Source organism: Leptospira stimsonii (genome assembly GCF_003545885.1).
In the GTDB taxonomy this organism is placed as follows: domain Bacteria; phylum Spirochaetota; class Leptospiria; order Leptospirales; family Leptospiraceae; genus Leptospira; species Leptospira stimsonii.
Window position 1 is genome coordinate 106,365 of the sequence record NZ_QHCT01000005.1, and the last position, 17,818, is coordinate 124,182.

Annotated in this window: 13 protein-coding genes; 6 read left to right on the forward strand and 7 right to left on the reverse strand. The window is 45.6% G+C overall.

Going from position 1 to position 17,818, the window contains the following annotated elements:
* Positions 1-325: 325 nt before the first annotated feature.
* From glyA to DLM75_RS17140, 3 genes are all read right to left on the reverse strand, one after another.
* On the reverse strand, positions 326-1,573 hold the full coding sequence (glyA, locus tag DLM75_RS17130; protein WP_118969733.1) for a serine hydroxymethyltransferase: 1,248 nt from the start codon (positions 1,571-1,573) through the stop codon (positions 326-328).
* A gap of 47 nt (positions 1,574-1,620) precedes the next feature.
* Complete coding sequence (locus DLM75_RS17135) at positions 1,621-2,469, reverse strand: lipoate--protein ligase family protein (protein ID WP_118969734.1); 849 nt, start codon at positions 2,467-2,469, stop codon at positions 1,621-1,623.
* Positions 2,470-2,840: 371 nt separating this feature from the next.
* Positions 2,841-3,659, reverse strand: a complete 819-nt coding sequence (locus DLM75_RS17140) for a rhomboid family intramembrane serine protease (protein ID WP_118969917.1) — start codon at positions 3,657-3,659, stop codon at positions 2,841-2,843.
* 106 nt (positions 3,660-3,765) lie between these two features.
* On the opposite strand from DLM75_RS17140, the gene DLM75_RS17145 reads away from it, so the two are divergent.
* The 5 genes from DLM75_RS17145 to DLM75_RS17165 all read left to right on the forward strand — a co-directional run bounded on the left by DLM75_RS17145 (position 3,766) and on the right by DLM75_RS17165 (position 12,721).
* Positions 3,766-4,722, forward strand: a complete 957-nt coding sequence (locus DLM75_RS17145; protein ID WP_118969735.1) for an MBL fold metallo-hydrolase — start codon at positions 3,766-3,768, stop codon at positions 4,720-4,722.
* A complete protein-coding gene (locus tag DLM75_RS17150) occupies positions 4,722-7,160 on the forward strand; it encodes a penicillin-binding protein 1A (protein WP_118969916.1) in 2,439 nt (812 codons plus the stop codon). Before DLM75_RS17145 ends, DLM75_RS17150 begins: the two co-directional genes overlap by 1 nt.
* Before the next feature lie 102 nt (positions 7,161-7,262).
* Complete coding sequence (gene odhB, locus DLM75_RS17155) at positions 7,263-8,504, forward strand: 2-oxoglutarate dehydrogenase complex dihydrolipoyllysine-residue succinyltransferase (RefSeq protein WP_118969736.1); 1,242 nt, start codon at positions 7,263-7,265, stop codon at positions 8,502-8,504.
* A 13-nt stretch (positions 8,505-8,517) separates the two neighbouring features.
* The gene (gene lpdA / locus DLM75_RS17160; RefSeq protein ID WP_118969737.1) at positions 8,518-9,921 is read left to right on the forward strand and encodes a dihydrolipoyl dehydrogenase; all 1,404 of its coding nucleotides are present in this window, start codon (positions 8,518-8,520) and stop codon (positions 9,919-9,921) included.
* Between the two features lie 22 nt (positions 9,922-9,943).
* The gene (locus DLM75_RS17165) at positions 9,944-12,721 is read left to right on the forward strand and encodes a 2-oxoglutarate dehydrogenase E1 component (RefSeq protein WP_118969738.1); all 2,778 of its coding nucleotides are present in this window, start codon (positions 9,944-9,946) and stop codon (positions 12,719-12,721) included.
* Between the two features lie 95 nt (positions 12,722-12,816).
* On the opposite strand, the gene DLM75_RS17170 is transcribed toward DLM75_RS17165, so the two are convergent.
* Complete coding sequence (locus DLM75_RS17170) at positions 12,817-13,350, reverse strand: hypothetical protein (RefSeq protein ID WP_118969739.1); 534 nt, start codon at positions 13,348-13,350, stop codon at positions 12,817-12,819.
* 344 nt (positions 13,351-13,694) lie between these two features.
* On the opposite strand from DLM75_RS17170, the gene DLM75_RS17175 reads away from it, so the two are divergent.
* On the forward strand, positions 13,695-14,180 hold the full coding sequence (locus DLM75_RS17175) for a GNAT family N-acetyltransferase (protein WP_118969740.1): 486 nt from the start codon (positions 13,695-13,697) through the stop codon (positions 14,178-14,180).
* Between the two features lie 146 nt (positions 14,181-14,326).
* Here DLM75_RS17175 and DLM75_RS17180 read toward each other — a convergent pair whose 3' ends face one another.
* The 3 genes from DLM75_RS17180 to carA form a co-directional block, all read right to left on the reverse strand.
* The gene (locus DLM75_RS17180; protein ID WP_118969741.1) at positions 14,327-15,880 is read right to left on the reverse strand and encodes a tetratricopeptide repeat protein; all 1,554 of its coding nucleotides are present in this window, start codon (positions 15,878-15,880) and stop codon (positions 14,327-14,329) included.
* Between the two features lie 636 nt (positions 15,881-16,516).
* On the reverse strand, positions 16,517-16,705 hold the full coding sequence (locus DLM75_RS17190; protein ID WP_069606587.1) for a hypothetical protein: 189 nt from the start codon (positions 16,703-16,705) through the stop codon (positions 16,517-16,519).
* A 1-nt stretch (position 16,706) separates the two neighbouring features.
* Positions 16,707-17,798, reverse strand: a complete 1,092-nt coding sequence (gene carA, locus DLM75_RS17195) for a glutamine-hydrolyzing carbamoyl-phosphate synthase small subunit (protein WP_118969743.1) — start codon at positions 17,796-17,798, stop codon at positions 16,707-16,709.
* Positions 17,799-17,818: the final 20 nt, after the last annotated feature.

Here is a 17,818-nt window from a genome sequence, read left to right on the forward strand (position 1 = left end):
AAACGACTTACAGTCACCTTCGACGCGAAGGACCCGCGGAAGAATTTCGTTTCTTTGAAAAAGGAGGGTCTTTTTTCTTTAGGAAAGAATGTTCGGAATCGCCGAATGCAAATCGGGGATTCTTCTAAGATGGGAAAAAGTAGGAACTCACACATTTCGGAATCACAGAGAACGGCCCTAGACGTTTCGAAAATAGGGATGGGATGTAATTTGTGGGAACTCACACGAAATATAAAAAGGAATTCTTTTTGAGGATCGTTCTAAAATGAAAAAAGGCGCCATTTTCAGGGCGCCTTTTTGAATTCTCGAAAAAAAAAGAACCTCTTCAATCCAGACGGAAACGATCCATCGGAAATCTCTGAGTGACTTCCTTGACTCCACCTTTTACTTTCGAACGATTCTTTTCGTCGTTTGGGTTGTCGAGAAAATCGCAGATCAGATTTCCTACAACTTCGATGTCCGAAGGTTTGAGTCCGCGAGTCGTAAGCGCCGGAGTTCCCAAACGAATTCCGGAAGCGACTGCCGGAGGATTCTTATCAAAAGGAATCGCGTTTTTGTTTACGGTCACTCCCACTTCGTCCAGTCCATCCGCCGCCTGTGCTCCGGTAAGTCCTTTTACGGAAACGTCCAGAAGAACGAGGTGATTGTCCGTTCCACCGCTCACGACACGATATCCTCGTTTTACGAATACTTCTGCAAGAGTTTTAGCATTTGCTAATACGGTTTCAATATAAGTTTTGTATTCGGGTTGAAGCGCTTCTTGGAATGCTACGGCTTTGGCGGCGATCACGTGCATCAGAGGTCCGCCCTGAATTCCAGGGAAAACGCGAGAGTTGAGTATTTTCTCATTTTCTAAGGAAGAAAGAATGAGCCCGCCTCTCGGTCCTCTCAGGGTTTTGTGAGTCGTGGTCGTTACGTAGTCAAAAAGTCCAACGGGAGAAGGGTGATATCCGGTGGAAACAAGCCCCGAGATATGTGCGATGTCCGCCATAAGTTTGGCTCCGACTTCTTTTGCGATCTCCGCGAATTTCGCGAAATCGATGATTCTTGCGTAAGCAGAGGCACCGGCAACGATCAACTTCGGTTTGTGTTCTCTCGCGAGTTTTGCGATTTCATCGTAGTCGATCATCTCCGTTTTCGGATCCACTCCGTATGGAATCGGTTTATAATAACGACCGCTGATATTGACCGGAGAACCGTGGGTCAGGTGACCTCCGTGCGCGAGGTTCATTCCGAGGAAAGAATCTCCCGGTTCTAAACAAGCCAAGAAGACGGCCATATTTGCTTGCGCGCCCGAATGAGGTTGGACGTTCGCGTATTCCGCGCCGAAGAGTTTTTTCGCTCTTTCGATGGCGAGGCTTTCCACTGCATCCGCGTTGACACATCCGTTGTAGTATCTTTTTCCCGGATAACCTTCCGCGTATTTGTTTGTGAGTGTTGAAGTGTAGGCTTCCAGAACCGGTCTGGAAACAAAATTCTCGGAGGCGATCATTTCCAGGTTATTTTCCTGTCTTTCGTCCTCTTTTTTGATCGCTGCATAGATTTCTGGATCTGCTTTCGGAAGAAACTGCATCGTGGCCCTTCTTTTCTAACGGATTTATGAAGTAGAATGGAACCCGATCAGTCTCTGAGGATAAAATCCATCCTCGAATACTTATTCTCCAGGAGAGTTTTCGCTTCTCTGAGAATCAATTTTGTAAATCGGAGATCCTTCTCTGTGCCCATTCTGGAAAGACCCAGAGATTCGGCAAATACATGAGAAAGGTCTTGGCCAAATTTTAAGGTAGAAAAATGCTCGGGGAGGGCCGTCACGAAATCGGAATGTTTTCGATTCTTTCTGTATTCAGGTTCTTCCGGTGGATGTTTGAGAAGTCCGGAGACTCTTTCGATGAGGGAAGGTTTTAAGATCAACGTCCCGTGATGGACGACCGCGCCTCTTTTCCGGAATTGTGCATTTCCCGAAATCTTCTTCTCCAATCCTTGATCGACGACCGCAAGATCCGATTTCCCTCTGAAAGAAGCGTCTAACGTTTGTTTTTTCAAGGACGCGATGACTAAACTTAGGAAATAATCATAGGATTCTTTTACCTTGTAGAGTTCCGGTTTTACGTCCAAGGAAATGAAGAATGTGAAATTTAGATTCTCTTCCGGATGATGAACCACGGTTCCTCCGCCGCTCGCTCTCCGGACAATCGAAGGTGAAGAATTCTTTTGGATGTTTTTTTTGTTTTTGAGAACGGATTCTTTTCCTGCGTTTTTTTCGAATTCTAAGAATGGATTGAGTATTTCCGGGAGAACCGTTTCTTCCGGTCTTTCAGAAAGACCTACTACGATGGAGAATGGGTTTTTCCAGATCCGAAGTCCGGCTCCATACCCGGAGGATACCAGATGAAGCCCGATCGCTTCTTCGATGGCAAGATTGTATGTGGCAGATCGTTCCGAGTTTTGAATAAAGGAGAATGTGCGCATTGTGTTTTCTTTGCAGATTGTTAGGCTTCTCTTTTTTTGCAATCGGTTTGTGAAGAGGGACAACGTGTGAGTTCCTACTTTTTCGAATCAAAGCGGACTTCTTTGTTCAAAGAAACGTGTGAGTTCCTACTTTTTCGAATCAAAGTGGACTTCTTTGTTCAAAGAAACGTGTGAGTTCCTACTTTTTCGAATCAAAGCGGACTTCTCTGTTCAAAGAAACGTGTGAGTTCCTACTTTTTCGAATCAAAGTGGACTTCTCTGTTCAAGGAAACGTGTGAGTTCCTACTTTTTCAAATCAAATCGTCCTTACAAAATTCTTCTTGAAACAATTTAGAATGAATCGATCCCGATTTCTCGAGATCGAAAAAAAATCATTCTTCCGAAGAATACTGGCTAGACGCGTCCTTTAAGAATTTCTTTTCCTTTCTCGAAAGAGAATCCATTCCACTCTTCGAAATCTTATCCAAAAGAAGATCCACTTCTTCTCGGACGTGAATCTTTCGATTCATCTCTTCTTGCCATTTTTTCATCTTTCTCTTCTGGAGATAACGACTCAAAGAAAGAGAAGAAGGGATTTTAGACTTAAGTTTATTATAATAAAAGAAATAAAGGGCGCCTCCGATGGCACCTCCTGCATGAGCCATATGCGCAATGTTCCCGCCCGGACCGGAGAACGCGATGATCAGCATGAGGATGACGACCATGTATTTCGCCTTCAGGGGAAAAAAACCCATGAACAACAATTCCTGGTTCGGCCAGATCAAAGCGAAGGCAACCAAAAGACCGTAGATTCCTCCCGAAGCTCCTATGATCGTTCCTTGGTGCCACCCTAAGAGATGCAAAATCCAGGGAAAGAAGCCGCCCATAAAACAGGAGAAAAGATAGAATTTAAGAAAGTTCTTTCCTCCCCAGTGATTTTCCAAAATGGAACCGAACATCCAAAGAGAAAACATGTTAAACAGAATATGGAAGATGTTCTGTGTGGAATGTAAGAATGCGTACGTAATAAATTGCCAAACGTAATAATGATGCGTGATTGCGTCGGGCGTTAATCCGAAAAAGAGAGTGAGATAATCTCCTACCGTCCAGGAAAGAAGGAGTTGAATCGCGAAAATTCCCCCGTTTAAGATCAAGAGCATCCGAACCACGGGAGTCAGCTCCGGCCCGATCCGATTGTAGTAGCCTGTCATAGGGGAACATGATTTCTCCTTAGAATTCGGGAGACAACCGTAAAACGAATTTTCTTTCCTCTCTTCTCTTTGACAGAATGTGAGAGATCGAAATCCTGGGTTCAAGGTGATCATCCAGCTTTACGGAACTCGAGGTTCGATTTCCGCCCCTCTCCGAACTACGGAATATATACAAAAGCTTATTCAAGTCCTGGAAATCGTCCGGGACGGAAACCCAAATGTACTTTCGGATATCGAGAAATTTATTTCCAATCTTCCTCCTTACCTTACTCACGTAGTAGGCGGCAATACCACTTGTATCTCCGTGGTTCTTTCCTCGGGGAGAAGAATCGTGATCGATTGTGGGACGGGCGCTCGCGTTCTCGGCGACGAGCTCATGCAGGAGAAGTTCGGCAAAGGTCAGGGAAGGATCGCGTTCTTCTTTACCCATACGCATTGGGATCATATCCAAGGGCTTCCCTTCTTCAAACCCCTCTATATTCCGGGGAATGAACTCCATTTTTATTCTCCTTTTTCCGATCTTTCGGAACGTTTTGAAAGACAGCAGGCCTCCGAATTCTTCCCTCTTCCATTTTCCGCGCTCGCTTCCACGAAACTCTTTACCTGCGTCCAGCCTGGCGAAACTTTGGATTTAGAAGGGGATTGTAAGGTGAACGTCTATCCTCTCAAACACCCGGGTGGGTCTTTCGCCTACCGGTTGGAGGAGAAGGGAAAGGTCTTTATTTTCGCCACGGACGCGGAATTTACCGGAGAAGATTTTGCTTCCGTTTCGGAGATGAAACCGTTTTTTCAAGACGCGGATCTTCTCATCCTGGATTCTCAATATACCCTGGATGAATCCTTCCAAAAATTTGACTGGGGACATACATCCTACACGATGGCCGTAAATTGTGCAGTTGCTTGGAATGTGAAAACACTGGTTCTCACTCATCACGAACCCGCGTATGCGGACGACGTTTTGGATATCATTCTCCAGGAAGCGCGGGCACACGCGGTCGCGCTCGGCAATCATACACTCAAGATCGAACTCGCCATAGAAGGGAACGAATATAAACTATCATGATTAAAAGTATCGGACTTCATAGAACTTCACGAGCCTTGCTCGTCATCGCCCTCTTAGGAGGTCTCTTTTTCGGTTATATTCTTTCCGAAGTGGACGAAGGGGGAGAACTCGCGATGCTCGCGTCGTATCAGCCCACGACCCCGACCAGACTCTACGATATCAACGGAGTCGTTTTCGCAGAACTCTACAAACACAAACAACAACTTCTCAAATATCAGGATATTCCTCCTCACGTGGTGCAGGCGTTTCTTTCCGTGGAAGACAATAATTTCTTCAATCACTTCGGGATCGATTTCGTCGCGATTCTCAGAGCTGGGATCGTAAACGTTTTTGCCGGAAGAATCAAACAGGGTGGTTCCACACTCACACAACAGTTGGCAAAGACCGTCCTCCAAAACAGAAAACGTTCTTTTGCAAGAAAATTCATCGAAGCCCTCTTTACGCTTCAGATCGAACAAGAATATTCAAAAGAAGAAATATTAGAAATTTATTTTAATCTTATCTATCTCGGACACGGAACCACGGGACTCGCCTCCGCCGCCGACGTTTACTTTCAAAAAGACGTAAGTGATTTGGATATCGCGGAAGCGGCGATGCTCGCAAGACTTCCGAAGGCACCTGTAAAATATTCTCCATTTAAGAATCCGGCGATTTCGAAAAACGCACATATCGGCGTTCTCAGACTCATGGCTTCTCAAGGCTACATTCCGGAAGACAAGGTTCAGAGCATTCACGACGATTTTTGGAATAAATACTGGCCCGTTGTCATCACGAAGTCTCCGTCTCAATCGACTTGGGGGAATCGTCTGAACAAGGCTCCTCACTTTACGGAATACGTTCGTCAAAAGCTCGAAAAAGAATTGGGCGAAGACAAGGTTTATACCGGGGGCTTAAAAGTTTATACGACCCTCGACGCTCGCAAACAAGAGATCGCTCAGGAAGAATTGTCCAAGGCGATCAAAAGACACGACGACCTCGTTTCCGGAATCACGGTAAACTATTCCGGTGGAGCGGATCGTGGTTTGGTCGGACTCTATTATTTGATGGGATCCATTTTCCCAGTGGGAATGCCTTTCGTCAGTAAGTTGGACGAAAAGGCGAACTACCGTGTTTATCTGGAACGAGAACTCATCGATGCGGCGGATATTCTTTCGATTCTTACTCCCGGTGAAAACGAATCCGCGGCGATCTCCGAATTTCAAAAACAAACCGCGGTTTTCGGAAAGAACCTTCACGTAGAAGGCGCGGCGATCACGATCGAGCCTTCCACCGGTTATATTCAAACCATGGTCGGAGGTTACGAATTCACTCCGAAGAATCAGTTCAACCGTGCGACGATGGCCAGACGTCAAACCGGATCCGCGTTCAAACCGTTTGTCTACGGCGCGGCGATCCAAGAGCGTGTGGTCGGAAGCGGAACCGGAATTATGGACGCTCCTCTGACAACTCTTACCGAAGAGGGAGAAGGCTGGTCTCCACAGGATTTCGACGGAGACTTTCTCGGAATGGTTCCTCTTTCCAGAGCTTTGTCCTTATCTTTGAATATCGTTTCGGTACAGGTTTTTCTTCGAACCGGACCGGACGCGGTGATTGATTTCGCCGCTCGACTTACGGGAGTCAATCCTTCTCGTTTTCCTTCCAGTCCCGCGCTCGCGCTTGGAATCGCGGAACTCACTCCTTTAGAAATGGCTCTTGGTTACGCGACGATTGCAAACGACGGAAGAAGGGTGATTCCATTCTCCGTTCGTTACGTGATCGATCAAAGCGGAAACGTCGTCTACAACGAGGAGTCTAAGGTTCAGGAAGAACTTCAGAGACAAGCAAAGGATGGAAGCATCCAAGTTATCTCCGAAGGAACGGCCTATATTCTTAAGAAAATGCTCATAAACGTTGCGATGGCTGGAACCGCGGCGATGGGACTCAGAGACCCGGACAAAGGAAACTACCGAGGAATCGCCGCTGGAAAGACCGGATCCACTTCTTCTTTCACCAATGCTTGGTATTGCGGATTCGACCCGAATTACACGACCGTGATTTGGTTGGGTTTTGATAAGAGTTCGATTTCTTTAGGAAGAGGTCAGGCGGCTTCCGTTCTCGCGGTTCCAATCTGGGGAAAGATGTACAATCGTTTTTACGGCGGAGAAAACTACCCGACCTTTGGCGAAGACGTTATGCCGGAAGAAGTGCAAGGAGGAGGAACCTGTGCTTACAACGGTTTGGCTCCGAAACCGGGAGTATGTCCCGTAACTCAGAACCTGACTCTAAAGCCGATCACCGTAGCCGGTGTTACAAAGGCGGTGATGGGAAATCGTCAGTGTGACGGAGAGAGGGATCACCACAAGTCCATGGATTTTAGAGAATTCCTACAAAAAGAATATCAGATCAGTGATGAAGAATTAGGCAAAACCGATCGAAAATTCAAACCAAGGACGGAATAATTCCGTTTTGGAGAATTTCGTTTACAGAATTTTTTCGTTTATAAGGATTGAAACCGAGGCCGGCCTTATAGAGCATCCTAAGCCTCCCAAAAGGAATCATACATGTCTGTAGAAATCAAGGTCCCCGAAATGGGGGAATCGATCACGGAAGCAACCATTGCGAATTGGGTAAAGAAAGAAGGAGAACAAGTAAAACAGGACGAGATCCTGCTGGAACTGGAAACCGATAAGGCGACCATGGAAGTTCCCGCCCCGTCTTCGGGTGTTCTTCAGAAAATTCATAAGAAGGCGGGGGACACGGTAAAGGTAAAAGAGATCATCGGTCTCATTGACGCCGCCGCTGTCGCCTCTGCTCCAACTCCTTCCTCTTCTCCCGCTTCTTCTCCTGCATCCAACTCGACACCGGTCTCCAACAACGGCAACTTAAACGAAACTCTTCCACCTGCGGTCCGTAAGTTGATCGACGACAACGGTCTGAACGCATCCGCGATTTCCGGTTCGGGTAAGAATGGACAGATCACAAAGGAAGACGTGTTAAAAGCAATCGAAGCTAAAACATCCGCACCGACTTCCGTTCCGGCGAAAGCATCGGCTCCGGCTCCAGAAATTCCAAAAGCCGTTCCGGTTGCGAGCCGAGGAGATCTTCCGAGAGAAAACACGGTTCCGATGTCTCGTCTTCGCAAAGTAATCGCGGAAAGACTCGTCTCCGCACAACACAATGCGGCGATTCTTACCACTTTTAACGAAGTTGATATGAGCGCGGTGATGGAAGTCAGAAATCGTTACAAGGATAAGTTCAAAGAAGCGCATAACGTCGGCCTTGGTTTTATGAGTTTCTTTACGAAAGCGGCGATCCACGCGCTCAAAACGATTCCTGCGATCAACGCGGAAATCCGAGGAACTGACATCGTATATAAGAATTACTTTGATATCGGAGTCGCAGTCGGCGGACCGAAAGGTCTTGTAGTTCCGATCGTAAGAGACGCTGATCTTTTGAGTTTCGCGGGAGTGGAACAGGAAATCGGAAGACTCGCCAATCGGGTAAAAGACGGAAAGATCGAACTCTCGGAAATGGAAGGCGGAACGTTTACGATTTCCAACGGCGGGATCTACGGTTCCATGATGTCTACTCCGATCCTCAATCCACCACAAAGTGGAATTTTAGGACTTCATAATATAGTAAAACGTGCGGTGGTGGTAAACGATCAGATCGTAATCCGTCCGATGATGTATCTCGCTCTTTCCTACGATCACAGAATCGTGGATGGAAAGGAAGCGGTTACGTTTCTCGTGAAGGTAAAAGAAGCGATCGAAGACCCGACTCGACTTTTACTCGAACTTTAATGAAAGAGGAATCATGTCAGCAGAATTTGACGTAGTCGTGATCGGTTCCGGACCGGGGGGCTACGTTTGTGCCATCCGTTCCGCTCAGCTCGGTTTAAAAACCGCAATCATCGAAAAAAGAAAAACCCTCGGAGGCACTTGTCTCAACGTGGGTTGTATTCCTTCCAAGGCGCTTCTGGATTCTTCAGAAGAATATCATAAAACTCTACACAAGTTGGACGTTCACGGAATCACCGTCGGAAAAGTCGATCTCGACCTGAACAAACTTATGAATCGTAAGGATCAGATCGTGAAAGAGGTCACCGATGGAGTGGACTTCCTCATCGGCAAAAACAAGATCAAACGTTACGAAGGTTTTGGAAAGGTTCTTTCCGCGAGCAAAGTGGAAGTCGCATTGAACGACGGAACCAAAGAAGTTCTGACTGCCAAACACGTAGTCGTTGCAACCGGATCGGTTCCGATCGATATTCCCGGATTGACCGTGGACGGAAAAACGATCATCACATCCGATCACGCGATCGACATTCGTAAACTTCCGAAAAAGATGATCATCATCGGAGCCGGTGTGATCGGACTCGAGCTTGGTTCCGTTTGGTCTCGACTCGGAACCGCAGTTACCGTGGTGGAATTTCTTCCCGGACTCATTTCCAACGTGGATCGTCAGATGGGTTCTTTACTCGAACGTTCTTTGACTTCTCAAGGTATGGAATTCTTATTTGAACACAAGGTCAAAGGCGCCAGCGTTTCTAAGACCGGAGCGAAAGTCACGATCGAAGATTCTAAGGGAGAATCCAAAGAACTCGAAGCGGACGTCGTTCTTGTCGCGGTCGGTCGTCGTCCTTTTATCGAAGGTGTGGGTCTGGAAGAAGCGGGCGTTGCACTGACTCCGCGAAAACGGATTCAAATCGATAGTCATTATAGAACTTCTGTCCCTGGGATTTATGCGATTGGAGACGCGGTCGACGGACCGATGCTCGCGCACAAAGCGGAAGAAGAAGGTGTGGCTCTTGCGGAACTCATCGCGGGTCAATCCGGACACGTCAATTATGATGCGGTTCCTTACGTCATATATACTTGGCCCGAAATGGCCTGGGTCGGAAAGGGCGAAGAAGAACTCAAGGCCGCGGGAATCGAATACAAAACCGGAAAATCCTTATTCCGTCCGAACGCTCGCGCGAAAGCGATGAACGAAGCGGAAGGACAAGTTAAAATACTAGCGGATAAAAAAACAGATAAGATCCTCGGAGCCTTTGTATTTGGACCGAGAGCTTCCGATATGATCGCCGAGTTGGCGGTCGCTGTGGAATTCGGCGCGTCTGCAGAAGACGTTGCGAGAAGTTTTCACGCGCATCCAACCCTTGCGGAAGTAATCAAGGAAGCGGCGATGGCGGTGGATAAGTGGGCGATTCACGCGTGAATCGATTAGGTAGGTTTCAAGAATGAAAATAGAAAAACTCATGGCACTTTACGGAGAGAACGGCGCTCTCCTCGAAGAACTTTACGATCAATATAAGATCAATCCGGATTCGGTGGATAAAGAATGGAAACTCTTCTTTCAAGAAGTGGACACCACCGGATTCTCCAATGGAAACGGTTATGCAAACGGTAATGGAAATGGGAACGGTAAATCAGCGGTCGCAACATCCTTTACGGACGCCCAAGCCGGATCGATTCGAGAGATGGGGATCATCAACCTTCTCAACGCTTATAGAAGACAAGGTCACTTAGCCGCACAACTCGACCCACTTGGAATTCAAAAACCGAATCGTACTTTTATAGATTCTAAACTCCAAAGTATTTCTCGAGCGGATTTAGAAACCGTCGTGGACAGCGATACTCTGGGAAGAGTGAAACTTGCCGAGATCGTCGATCTATATGAGAAGGTCTATTGCAACACGATCGGTGCGGAACATTTCTACCTCGTCGACGACGTGGAAAGAGAATGGCTTCAGAAGAAGATGGAGTCTCCCGAATTCTTAGCTCCGATTCCGAAGAGCACCAAACTCAGATTGTACGAAAAATTATTCCAAGCGGATTATTTCGAAACCTTCCTCGCAAAAAAATACGTGGGTAAAAAAAGATTCTCTCTCGAGGGAGGAGAATCTTTTATTCCACTTTTAGACACGATCGTGGAAGAAGCCGGACATCATCAAATGGACGGACTTGTGATCGGAATGGCTCATAGAGGAAGACTCAACGTTCTCGTGAACATCATCGAGAAACCGGCTTCTCTCATCTTTGCGGAATTCGAAGAGAAGACCGATAAAGATAATCTGAGTTATGCGGACGTAAAATATCACCTCGGATATTCCAATAGCAGAATGACAAAAGCGGGAAAAGAAGTAAAACTTTCTCTCGCATTCAACCCGAGTCACTTAGAATGTGTGAATCCGGTCGTAACGGGATCCGTTCGCGCTCGTCAGGGTTTGATCGGAGACAAGGATCGTGCGAAGTATATGCCGATTCTCATCCACGGAGACGCGGCGTTCGCGGGTCAAGGTGTCGTCGCGGAAACGCTCAACCTGATGAACTTGGAAGGGTATACAACCGGAGGAAGTTTTCACGTCGTGGTTAACAACCAGATCGGATTTACAACCTTGCCTGACGAATCCAGATCCACGTTGTATGCAACCGATCTTGCCAAAGGTTTTCAGATTCCGATCATTCACGTAAACGGTGACGATCCGGAAGCGGTTTACAGAGTCGTAAAACTCGGGATGGAATACCGTCAGAAGTTCAAAAAAGATTTCATCATCGATCTCGTATGTTATAGAAGACTCGGCCACAACGAAACGGACGAGCCCGCATTCACACAACCGAAGATGTATTCCATCATTAAAAATCATCCTCCGACCGTGGTTCTTTACGAAAAGAAACTCATTGCAGAAGGTGAAATCGCTCAGGAAGACCTGGACTTTATCAAAAACGGTTCTATGCACGGATTGGAAGATTCTTTCCAAAGAGCAAAAGAACAGGACGTTAAGATCAGGGTAGATACCATGCAAGGAGTTTGGTCCAAGTTCTCCAAGGTTTCCTTGGATTCGGAACCTGCGACAAAACTTTTGAAAGAACAAATGCAAGGAATCGTTCAGGCCTTGACTTCCGTACCTCAAGGATTTACTCCGAATTCTAAACTTGTAAAACTTCTTCAGAGTAGAAAGGAGATGGCGGAAGGAAAAATTCCCGTGGACTGGGGTTTTGCGGAAGCTCTTTCTTTCGGTTCGATTTTGGAGAGTGGATTTAGAATCCGTCTTTCCGGACAAGATTCTCAGAGAGGAACGTTTTCACACCGTCACGCAGTGCTCGTGGACACGAACACAAACGAGAAATACATTCCTCTGAATCATATTTCCGCAAAACAAGCAAAGGCGGAGATCATCAATTCTTCCCTTTCCGAATTTTCGGTCTTGGGTTTTGAATACGGTTATTCTCTCGCGGATCCGAACGCTCTCGTAATGTGGGAAGCTCAGTTCGGAGATTTTGCGAACAGCGCGCAGGTGATCTTCGATCAGTTTATTTCCAGCTCGGAAGTAAAATGGCAGAGACTTTCCGGACTTACGATGCTCTTGCCTCACGGTTACGAAGGACAGGGACCGGAACATTCTTCCGCAAGATTGGAAAGATTTCTGCAACTCTGCGCGTTGAATAACATGCAGGTTTGTAATCTTACAACCGCGGCTCAGTATTTCCATTTGCTCCGGAGACAGATGCTCAGAAATTACCGCAAACCTCTCGTGATCGTAACTCCGAAAAGTTTGCTCCGTTTCCCTGCTTCTCTTTCTCCGGTGGAAGATATTCTACAAGGCGCGTTCAAAGAGATTCTTGTGGATGACAGCGGTTCCAAGGCCGACAAAATCGATAAGGTGATTTTCTCTGCCGGTAAAGTATATTATGATTTAATGAAATACCGAGACGAGAATAAAATCAAAAACGTAGCCTTAGTCCGTGTAGAACAGATTTATCCTTTCGCAAGTAAAGAAATCGAAAATGCGGTCGTGAAAACGTTCAAGAACGCGAAACAATTCGTATGGTGTCAGGAAGAACCGAAAAACCAGGGCGCCTGGTTCTTTGTAAGAGAAAGAATCGAAGACCTTCTTCCTTCCGGCATTCGACTTACATATGCGGGAAGACACGAATCACCGAGCCCCGCGGCCGGACATATGAAACTACATTTGCAAGAACAGGACCAACTCGTTCTGGATGCCTTTCAAGCGTAAGAAAGAATCAAAATTGAAAGAAGAATTTTGACGATTTTTTGAAAAAGCCCGAGAGTAAAAATCTCGGGCTTTTTTTTGAAACGTTTCGTGACCGTTTAATTTATTTTAGTACAATAGATTTCGAAATCGATCGCACCGATTACGGGAGAATTTCCGGGATTCAATTGTGCTACGACCGGGCAGTTTGAAAACCGAAGTCCGTAATTTTTTGAATCGTTTTTTGTGATCGTCGCCGCGCATTGAGTGGAAACTCTGTAAGTATCCGCCGGAAGGTTTACGTAGAAGTCGATTTGACCGGCTCCTCCCGGTCCTACGATCACTCCGGAATTCTTACTAAAATCAATCAAAGAGTTCCCCGTGTCCACGAGTAGGTTCGCGCCAGCGGAGGCCGCGATTCCGTTTTTACTGCAGAGCGTATTTCCCAGAGCATACGTCTGACCTTGCATTTTTAACTCCGCCGTATTCAGCGCTACTTTCGGTTCGACTATTTCTTTGTTAGGCGAAGATTGACCCGCCAAGGCGATCAAGAGCGAAAGATCATCATTGTTCTTCTTTCCATCGTCGCAGGATACAATCCAAAAAACGACTAAAATGAGGAACGTAAAAAATAGAATTCTCTGTGTTTGCATCGAATGTCCTCCGAAAAAGCATTCCTGCTTTTATTCTAGAAGAACATCCGCAACGGAGGGAATAGCCAAGGAATCGGAATAACCGTTCGCTGTTGATTCCGGTTATTTTACCGTTCGTTCTTTTGTGGGCAAAGGAACCTATTCATTGTTAGGCGAGTCGGCGTGAGGAGCGGAATCGGAATTCGGTTAACGTTTGTTTCTTCCGTCTCAGATTTCGAAAAACATTCTTTGTTTTAAAAGTTCTGTTCCCGGCTGAAGCCGTTGAAACACGGAAGATGTGTTTCTTTTGTCGTAACTTTTACTTTTTCTTTTCGAAGGAGGAGAGAAGGATAGAATTGATTCAAATGGCTCCAAACAATCAAAAACCGGAAGAGGTCGAACAAATCGGATTCGAAATAAGACCGTACGAAGAAAAATATCGAGAACAGATGATTTTACTCTGGGAGCGGTCGGTTCGTGCAACTCACGATTTTGTTTCCGGTGAAGACATAGAATATTTCAAATCATTGGTCCAGAATATCGATTTTAACTCGTTCCAAGTGTATTGTTGTCTTCAAAAGAATCAGATAGTCGTCGGTTTTATCGGAGTGGATGAGCATAGAATCGAAATGTTTTTTTTGGAACCGGATTTTATCGGAAAGGGAATCGGCAAACTCTTGATCGAATTCGCGCTTTCTGAATTGGGTGTCACCGAAGTAGACGTGAACGAACAGAATGTGAATGCGGTGAAATTTTATTCTAAATTCGGCTTTCGAACGTATGATAGAACTGAATTGGATCCGGAAGGAAAAAAGTATCCGATTCTGAAAATGAGACTTTCTCTTTTTTGAGGATGTTCCTTAAAACTCGGGGACGAGCGCGATTATTTTTGATCCACAGTATTCAAAATAAAAATTCATATCGAAAACGATTCATCGTTTTGTCTTTTCAAGAATTTCAATCTGAAATCGATTCCCGCAAGATTTTAAATCCGATTTCATTTTTGAGAACTGCTCCTCGTCGCTTGAAAGATCGTTTCAACGATTTCCGATTTATTCCCGAGGCTTTTGGCTTTTTTTGCGTATCGAGCGGCGGAGGACGAATTCCCTAACTTCCAGAAAATTTCAGCAATGTTCGCCGGATAAATGGATTCCTCCGGGGACAACTTCTCTGCTTTCTGAAAGAATTGGATTGATTCTTCCAGTTTTCCTGTTTCGTCTAACGCACAACCGATCAGGTTATAAAGCCTGCTTCTGCCTGCAGAATCACCTGAGGCGGCAAGGAGTAGGTTTTTTTCCGCACGTTTCATTCCCTCTTTCGGCGAACCGGATTTTAACCAATGAAGTCTCGCATCCAAAAAAAGCGCCTCCGCGTCTTCCGGATATTCCGAAAAGATTGAACTCAACATTTCCTCGACTTTCGAATATTCTTTTTTCTTAATAAGTTCCCAACCTTGAACAAGTCGGTCTACGATTTTTTGATGTCGTATTTTATGAATGTCTTGCTCAGAAAAAAATCCATCGGTCGACGAAAGGACAAATTCGTGGATCTGAATTACAAGTTTGGAAATTGTCTCCATCGCGTTTGGATTCTGTTTGAGTTTAGCCGAAAGAGGATCGTTGACTACGGTAAGAGCCCAATTTTTTGCGGTTTCGACGGAGCGTAAGACTCCGATCGTATATCTTTGTATTTTAGAAATTTCTAAAATAGACTCCCATTGATTCGGATGATAGAGCAGGAGGGCGGAGATCAGACTTGCACCGCCGGAATATTCCGGTTGCCTTTTATCCTTTTTCAGGAGATTCTGAAACGTTTTGAATCCGAAATCCGCTGAAACCCACGCGCAGATCTCCGCGGCCTCTCTTTCGTGATGAAAGGCGTCCTCGGGATAAAAATTTAGAATCCGTAGACATTTTTCTTTCCAGAGTTCTTCCTGGCTCGGATCCATTTTCCCCAGACGAAAATATACTTTTGCTAATGCGAAATACGCATGGTCTAAAGAGGAGACATTGGGATGATTGAGGATTCCCGTTTCATGCTTATTTAGAAATTCTGTAAGTTTTTCGTCGGAAATTTTATCTACTGTTTCCTTCAGGCCGTAGGTGATAAAATCAAAGGCATCCGAATATTCGTCAGGTCCTTCCAAGGTCGAACAGGCAATTTTATTTTCCCCTTTGTAACTTTCCCATTGTGCTTCGATAAAGGGGACTAAATCCGATTTCATACTTGTCCAAGTCTGATTCGGAAAAATATGAAGTTCATCGTGACTGGAGTCCCAGGTTCCATAGAGTTGCAAACGGGGAAGCCAGACGAGTATTTCGGGATCTTCGTCATAGGCTTCTGAAATTTTTATGAGACCCGCTGAGTTTGTGTAGTATTGACCGTCTTCTTCTTTTTTAAACGGTCCGATCCTTACGGAGCTAAAATGAATTTCCGGGACAGATGCAAGATCAAACCAACCTTGGGAATGAGTTTCGATTCTTCTTCCTACGCTCAAATCCTCTACGAGATCTTGTGGAAGATTTAAAAGATTTTGATTTTTTTTTTTCATAGAGAGTGTCTCCGATTCAATCGATCGGGTTCCTCTGTTCGCTGAGTACAATGATTTTTATTTTTCTTAGATTGTAGAATGGATTCTTTTGGGAGAATTATTTTCTTCTTTTATCTGAGGATATTTACGGATTCCCCGCGATAGCGATTGAAGCGGAAATTCATGCGGGTCGGAGATATGATCGGCTTTAATAGAGAATGAATCCCTTTTGTAAGATCTCGCGGCGTGAATTGGAGCGGAAAGCGCGGCCGCTCGCTTTTTTAATAGGAAATCCCCGAGCGGATCGCCCAAATTATATTTCGAATTTTGTATATTCTGAAATCTTACATTATCAGAACGAAATCCGAAGAGTCGTCGTAGTTCCGACAAGCTCTTCCGTGAAACGCGCGCGCCCCACCCTGATCTTGGGTGGAGGAGGCGGGTTCGCGGGAGAAAATCGAGCGACTTTTCTCTATCACAAAATCATAATTCTGGCAAGAATCTTTCCTGCCTTCGTTTTGTAGGAACTCCTACAAAACTGGCGAGACTTTCCTAAATCGTTTAAAGGAATTTTTGAGAGGAAACGGGGGAGGTTTTGAAAATCAAACTCGCTCTAAAGATTTAGATCGCAATTCTTAGAACGAGTTTTTCGAAATCTTAGAGAATTCCGGTCTTTCTTGCGATCGCGTAGAAGTTTACGCCGTATCCAAGGCCGAGGAAGTTTTTCGGCGGGAAAAGATCGTCCGTTTCCGGATTCCATACGTCTTTTACCAACGCTTCTACTGAAAAATCTTTTCCCACTGGGAGTCCAAGAATTCGATCGGGAAGTTGCGGAAATTCTGCCATGTTATACACCTTTTTTTGTAGTTTCAACGAGATCGTAAAATTTCTGAAAGAGATATCGGGAATCGTTCGGTCCTGGCGCGCTTTCCGGGTGATACTGCACCGTGAGTAAAGGATAACCTGATTTTAGAATTCCTTCCACTGTGTTGTCGTTTAGATTGAGAAAGGATACGGGTTCTTCCACATTGTGATCGTCGATCACCGCAAAACCGTGATTTTGCGATGTGATCTCCACTTTTCTTGTCGATAGATCCTGAACCGGTTGATTTCCGCCTCTGTGTCCGAACTTCATCTTCTCGGTTTTTTTTCCGAGAGAAAGTCCGATGATCTGATGACCGAGGCAGATCCCAAAAAGAGGATATCCTTTTTCCATGATCTTCTTCGTCGCTTCGATCGCATAATCCAAGGGTGCGGGATCTCCCGGACCGTTGGAAAGAAAGAATGCGTCCGTTCCTTCCTTCATAATATCCTCCGCTTTCGTTAGCGCAGGATAGACGGTCACCGCAAAGCCGCTCGCGTCGAGAAGGCGAAGAATATTGGTCTTCACTCCGTAGTCGTAGACCGCGAGTTTGTATTTTTTTCCCGTATGAGTTCCGAAGATATATTTGCTGGAAGTCGTTACGACCTTCGCAAGGTCGGCGTTGATGATTCCAGGAAAGGATTTAACCTTTTCCAAAAAGGAAGGAGAATATTCTGGTGCGATAAAAATTCCACCGTTCGGCGATCCGTTCGTTCTTATAAAACGGGTCAACTTTCTCGTATCGATTCCTTGGATTCCGGGAACCTTGTATTCTTTTAAGAATTGAGAGAGTGTTTTTTGGGATTTATAATTCGAAGGTCGATCGACGTATTCTTTTACGATCAAGCCGCTCGCCTGAATCTTGGAAGATTCCATATTGTCCGGATGAATTCCGTAATTTCCGATCATCGGATAGGTGAGGGTGATGATCTGATTGCAGTAGGATGGATCCGTTAGGATCTCTTGATAGCCCGCCAAGGAAGTGTTGAAGACAACCTCACCGACGGATTCCGCTTCATAACCGAAGGATTCTCCCTCGATGACCGTACCATTATCGAGAACCAAGAACGCTTTCATCTCTTACAGCGTCGATACGG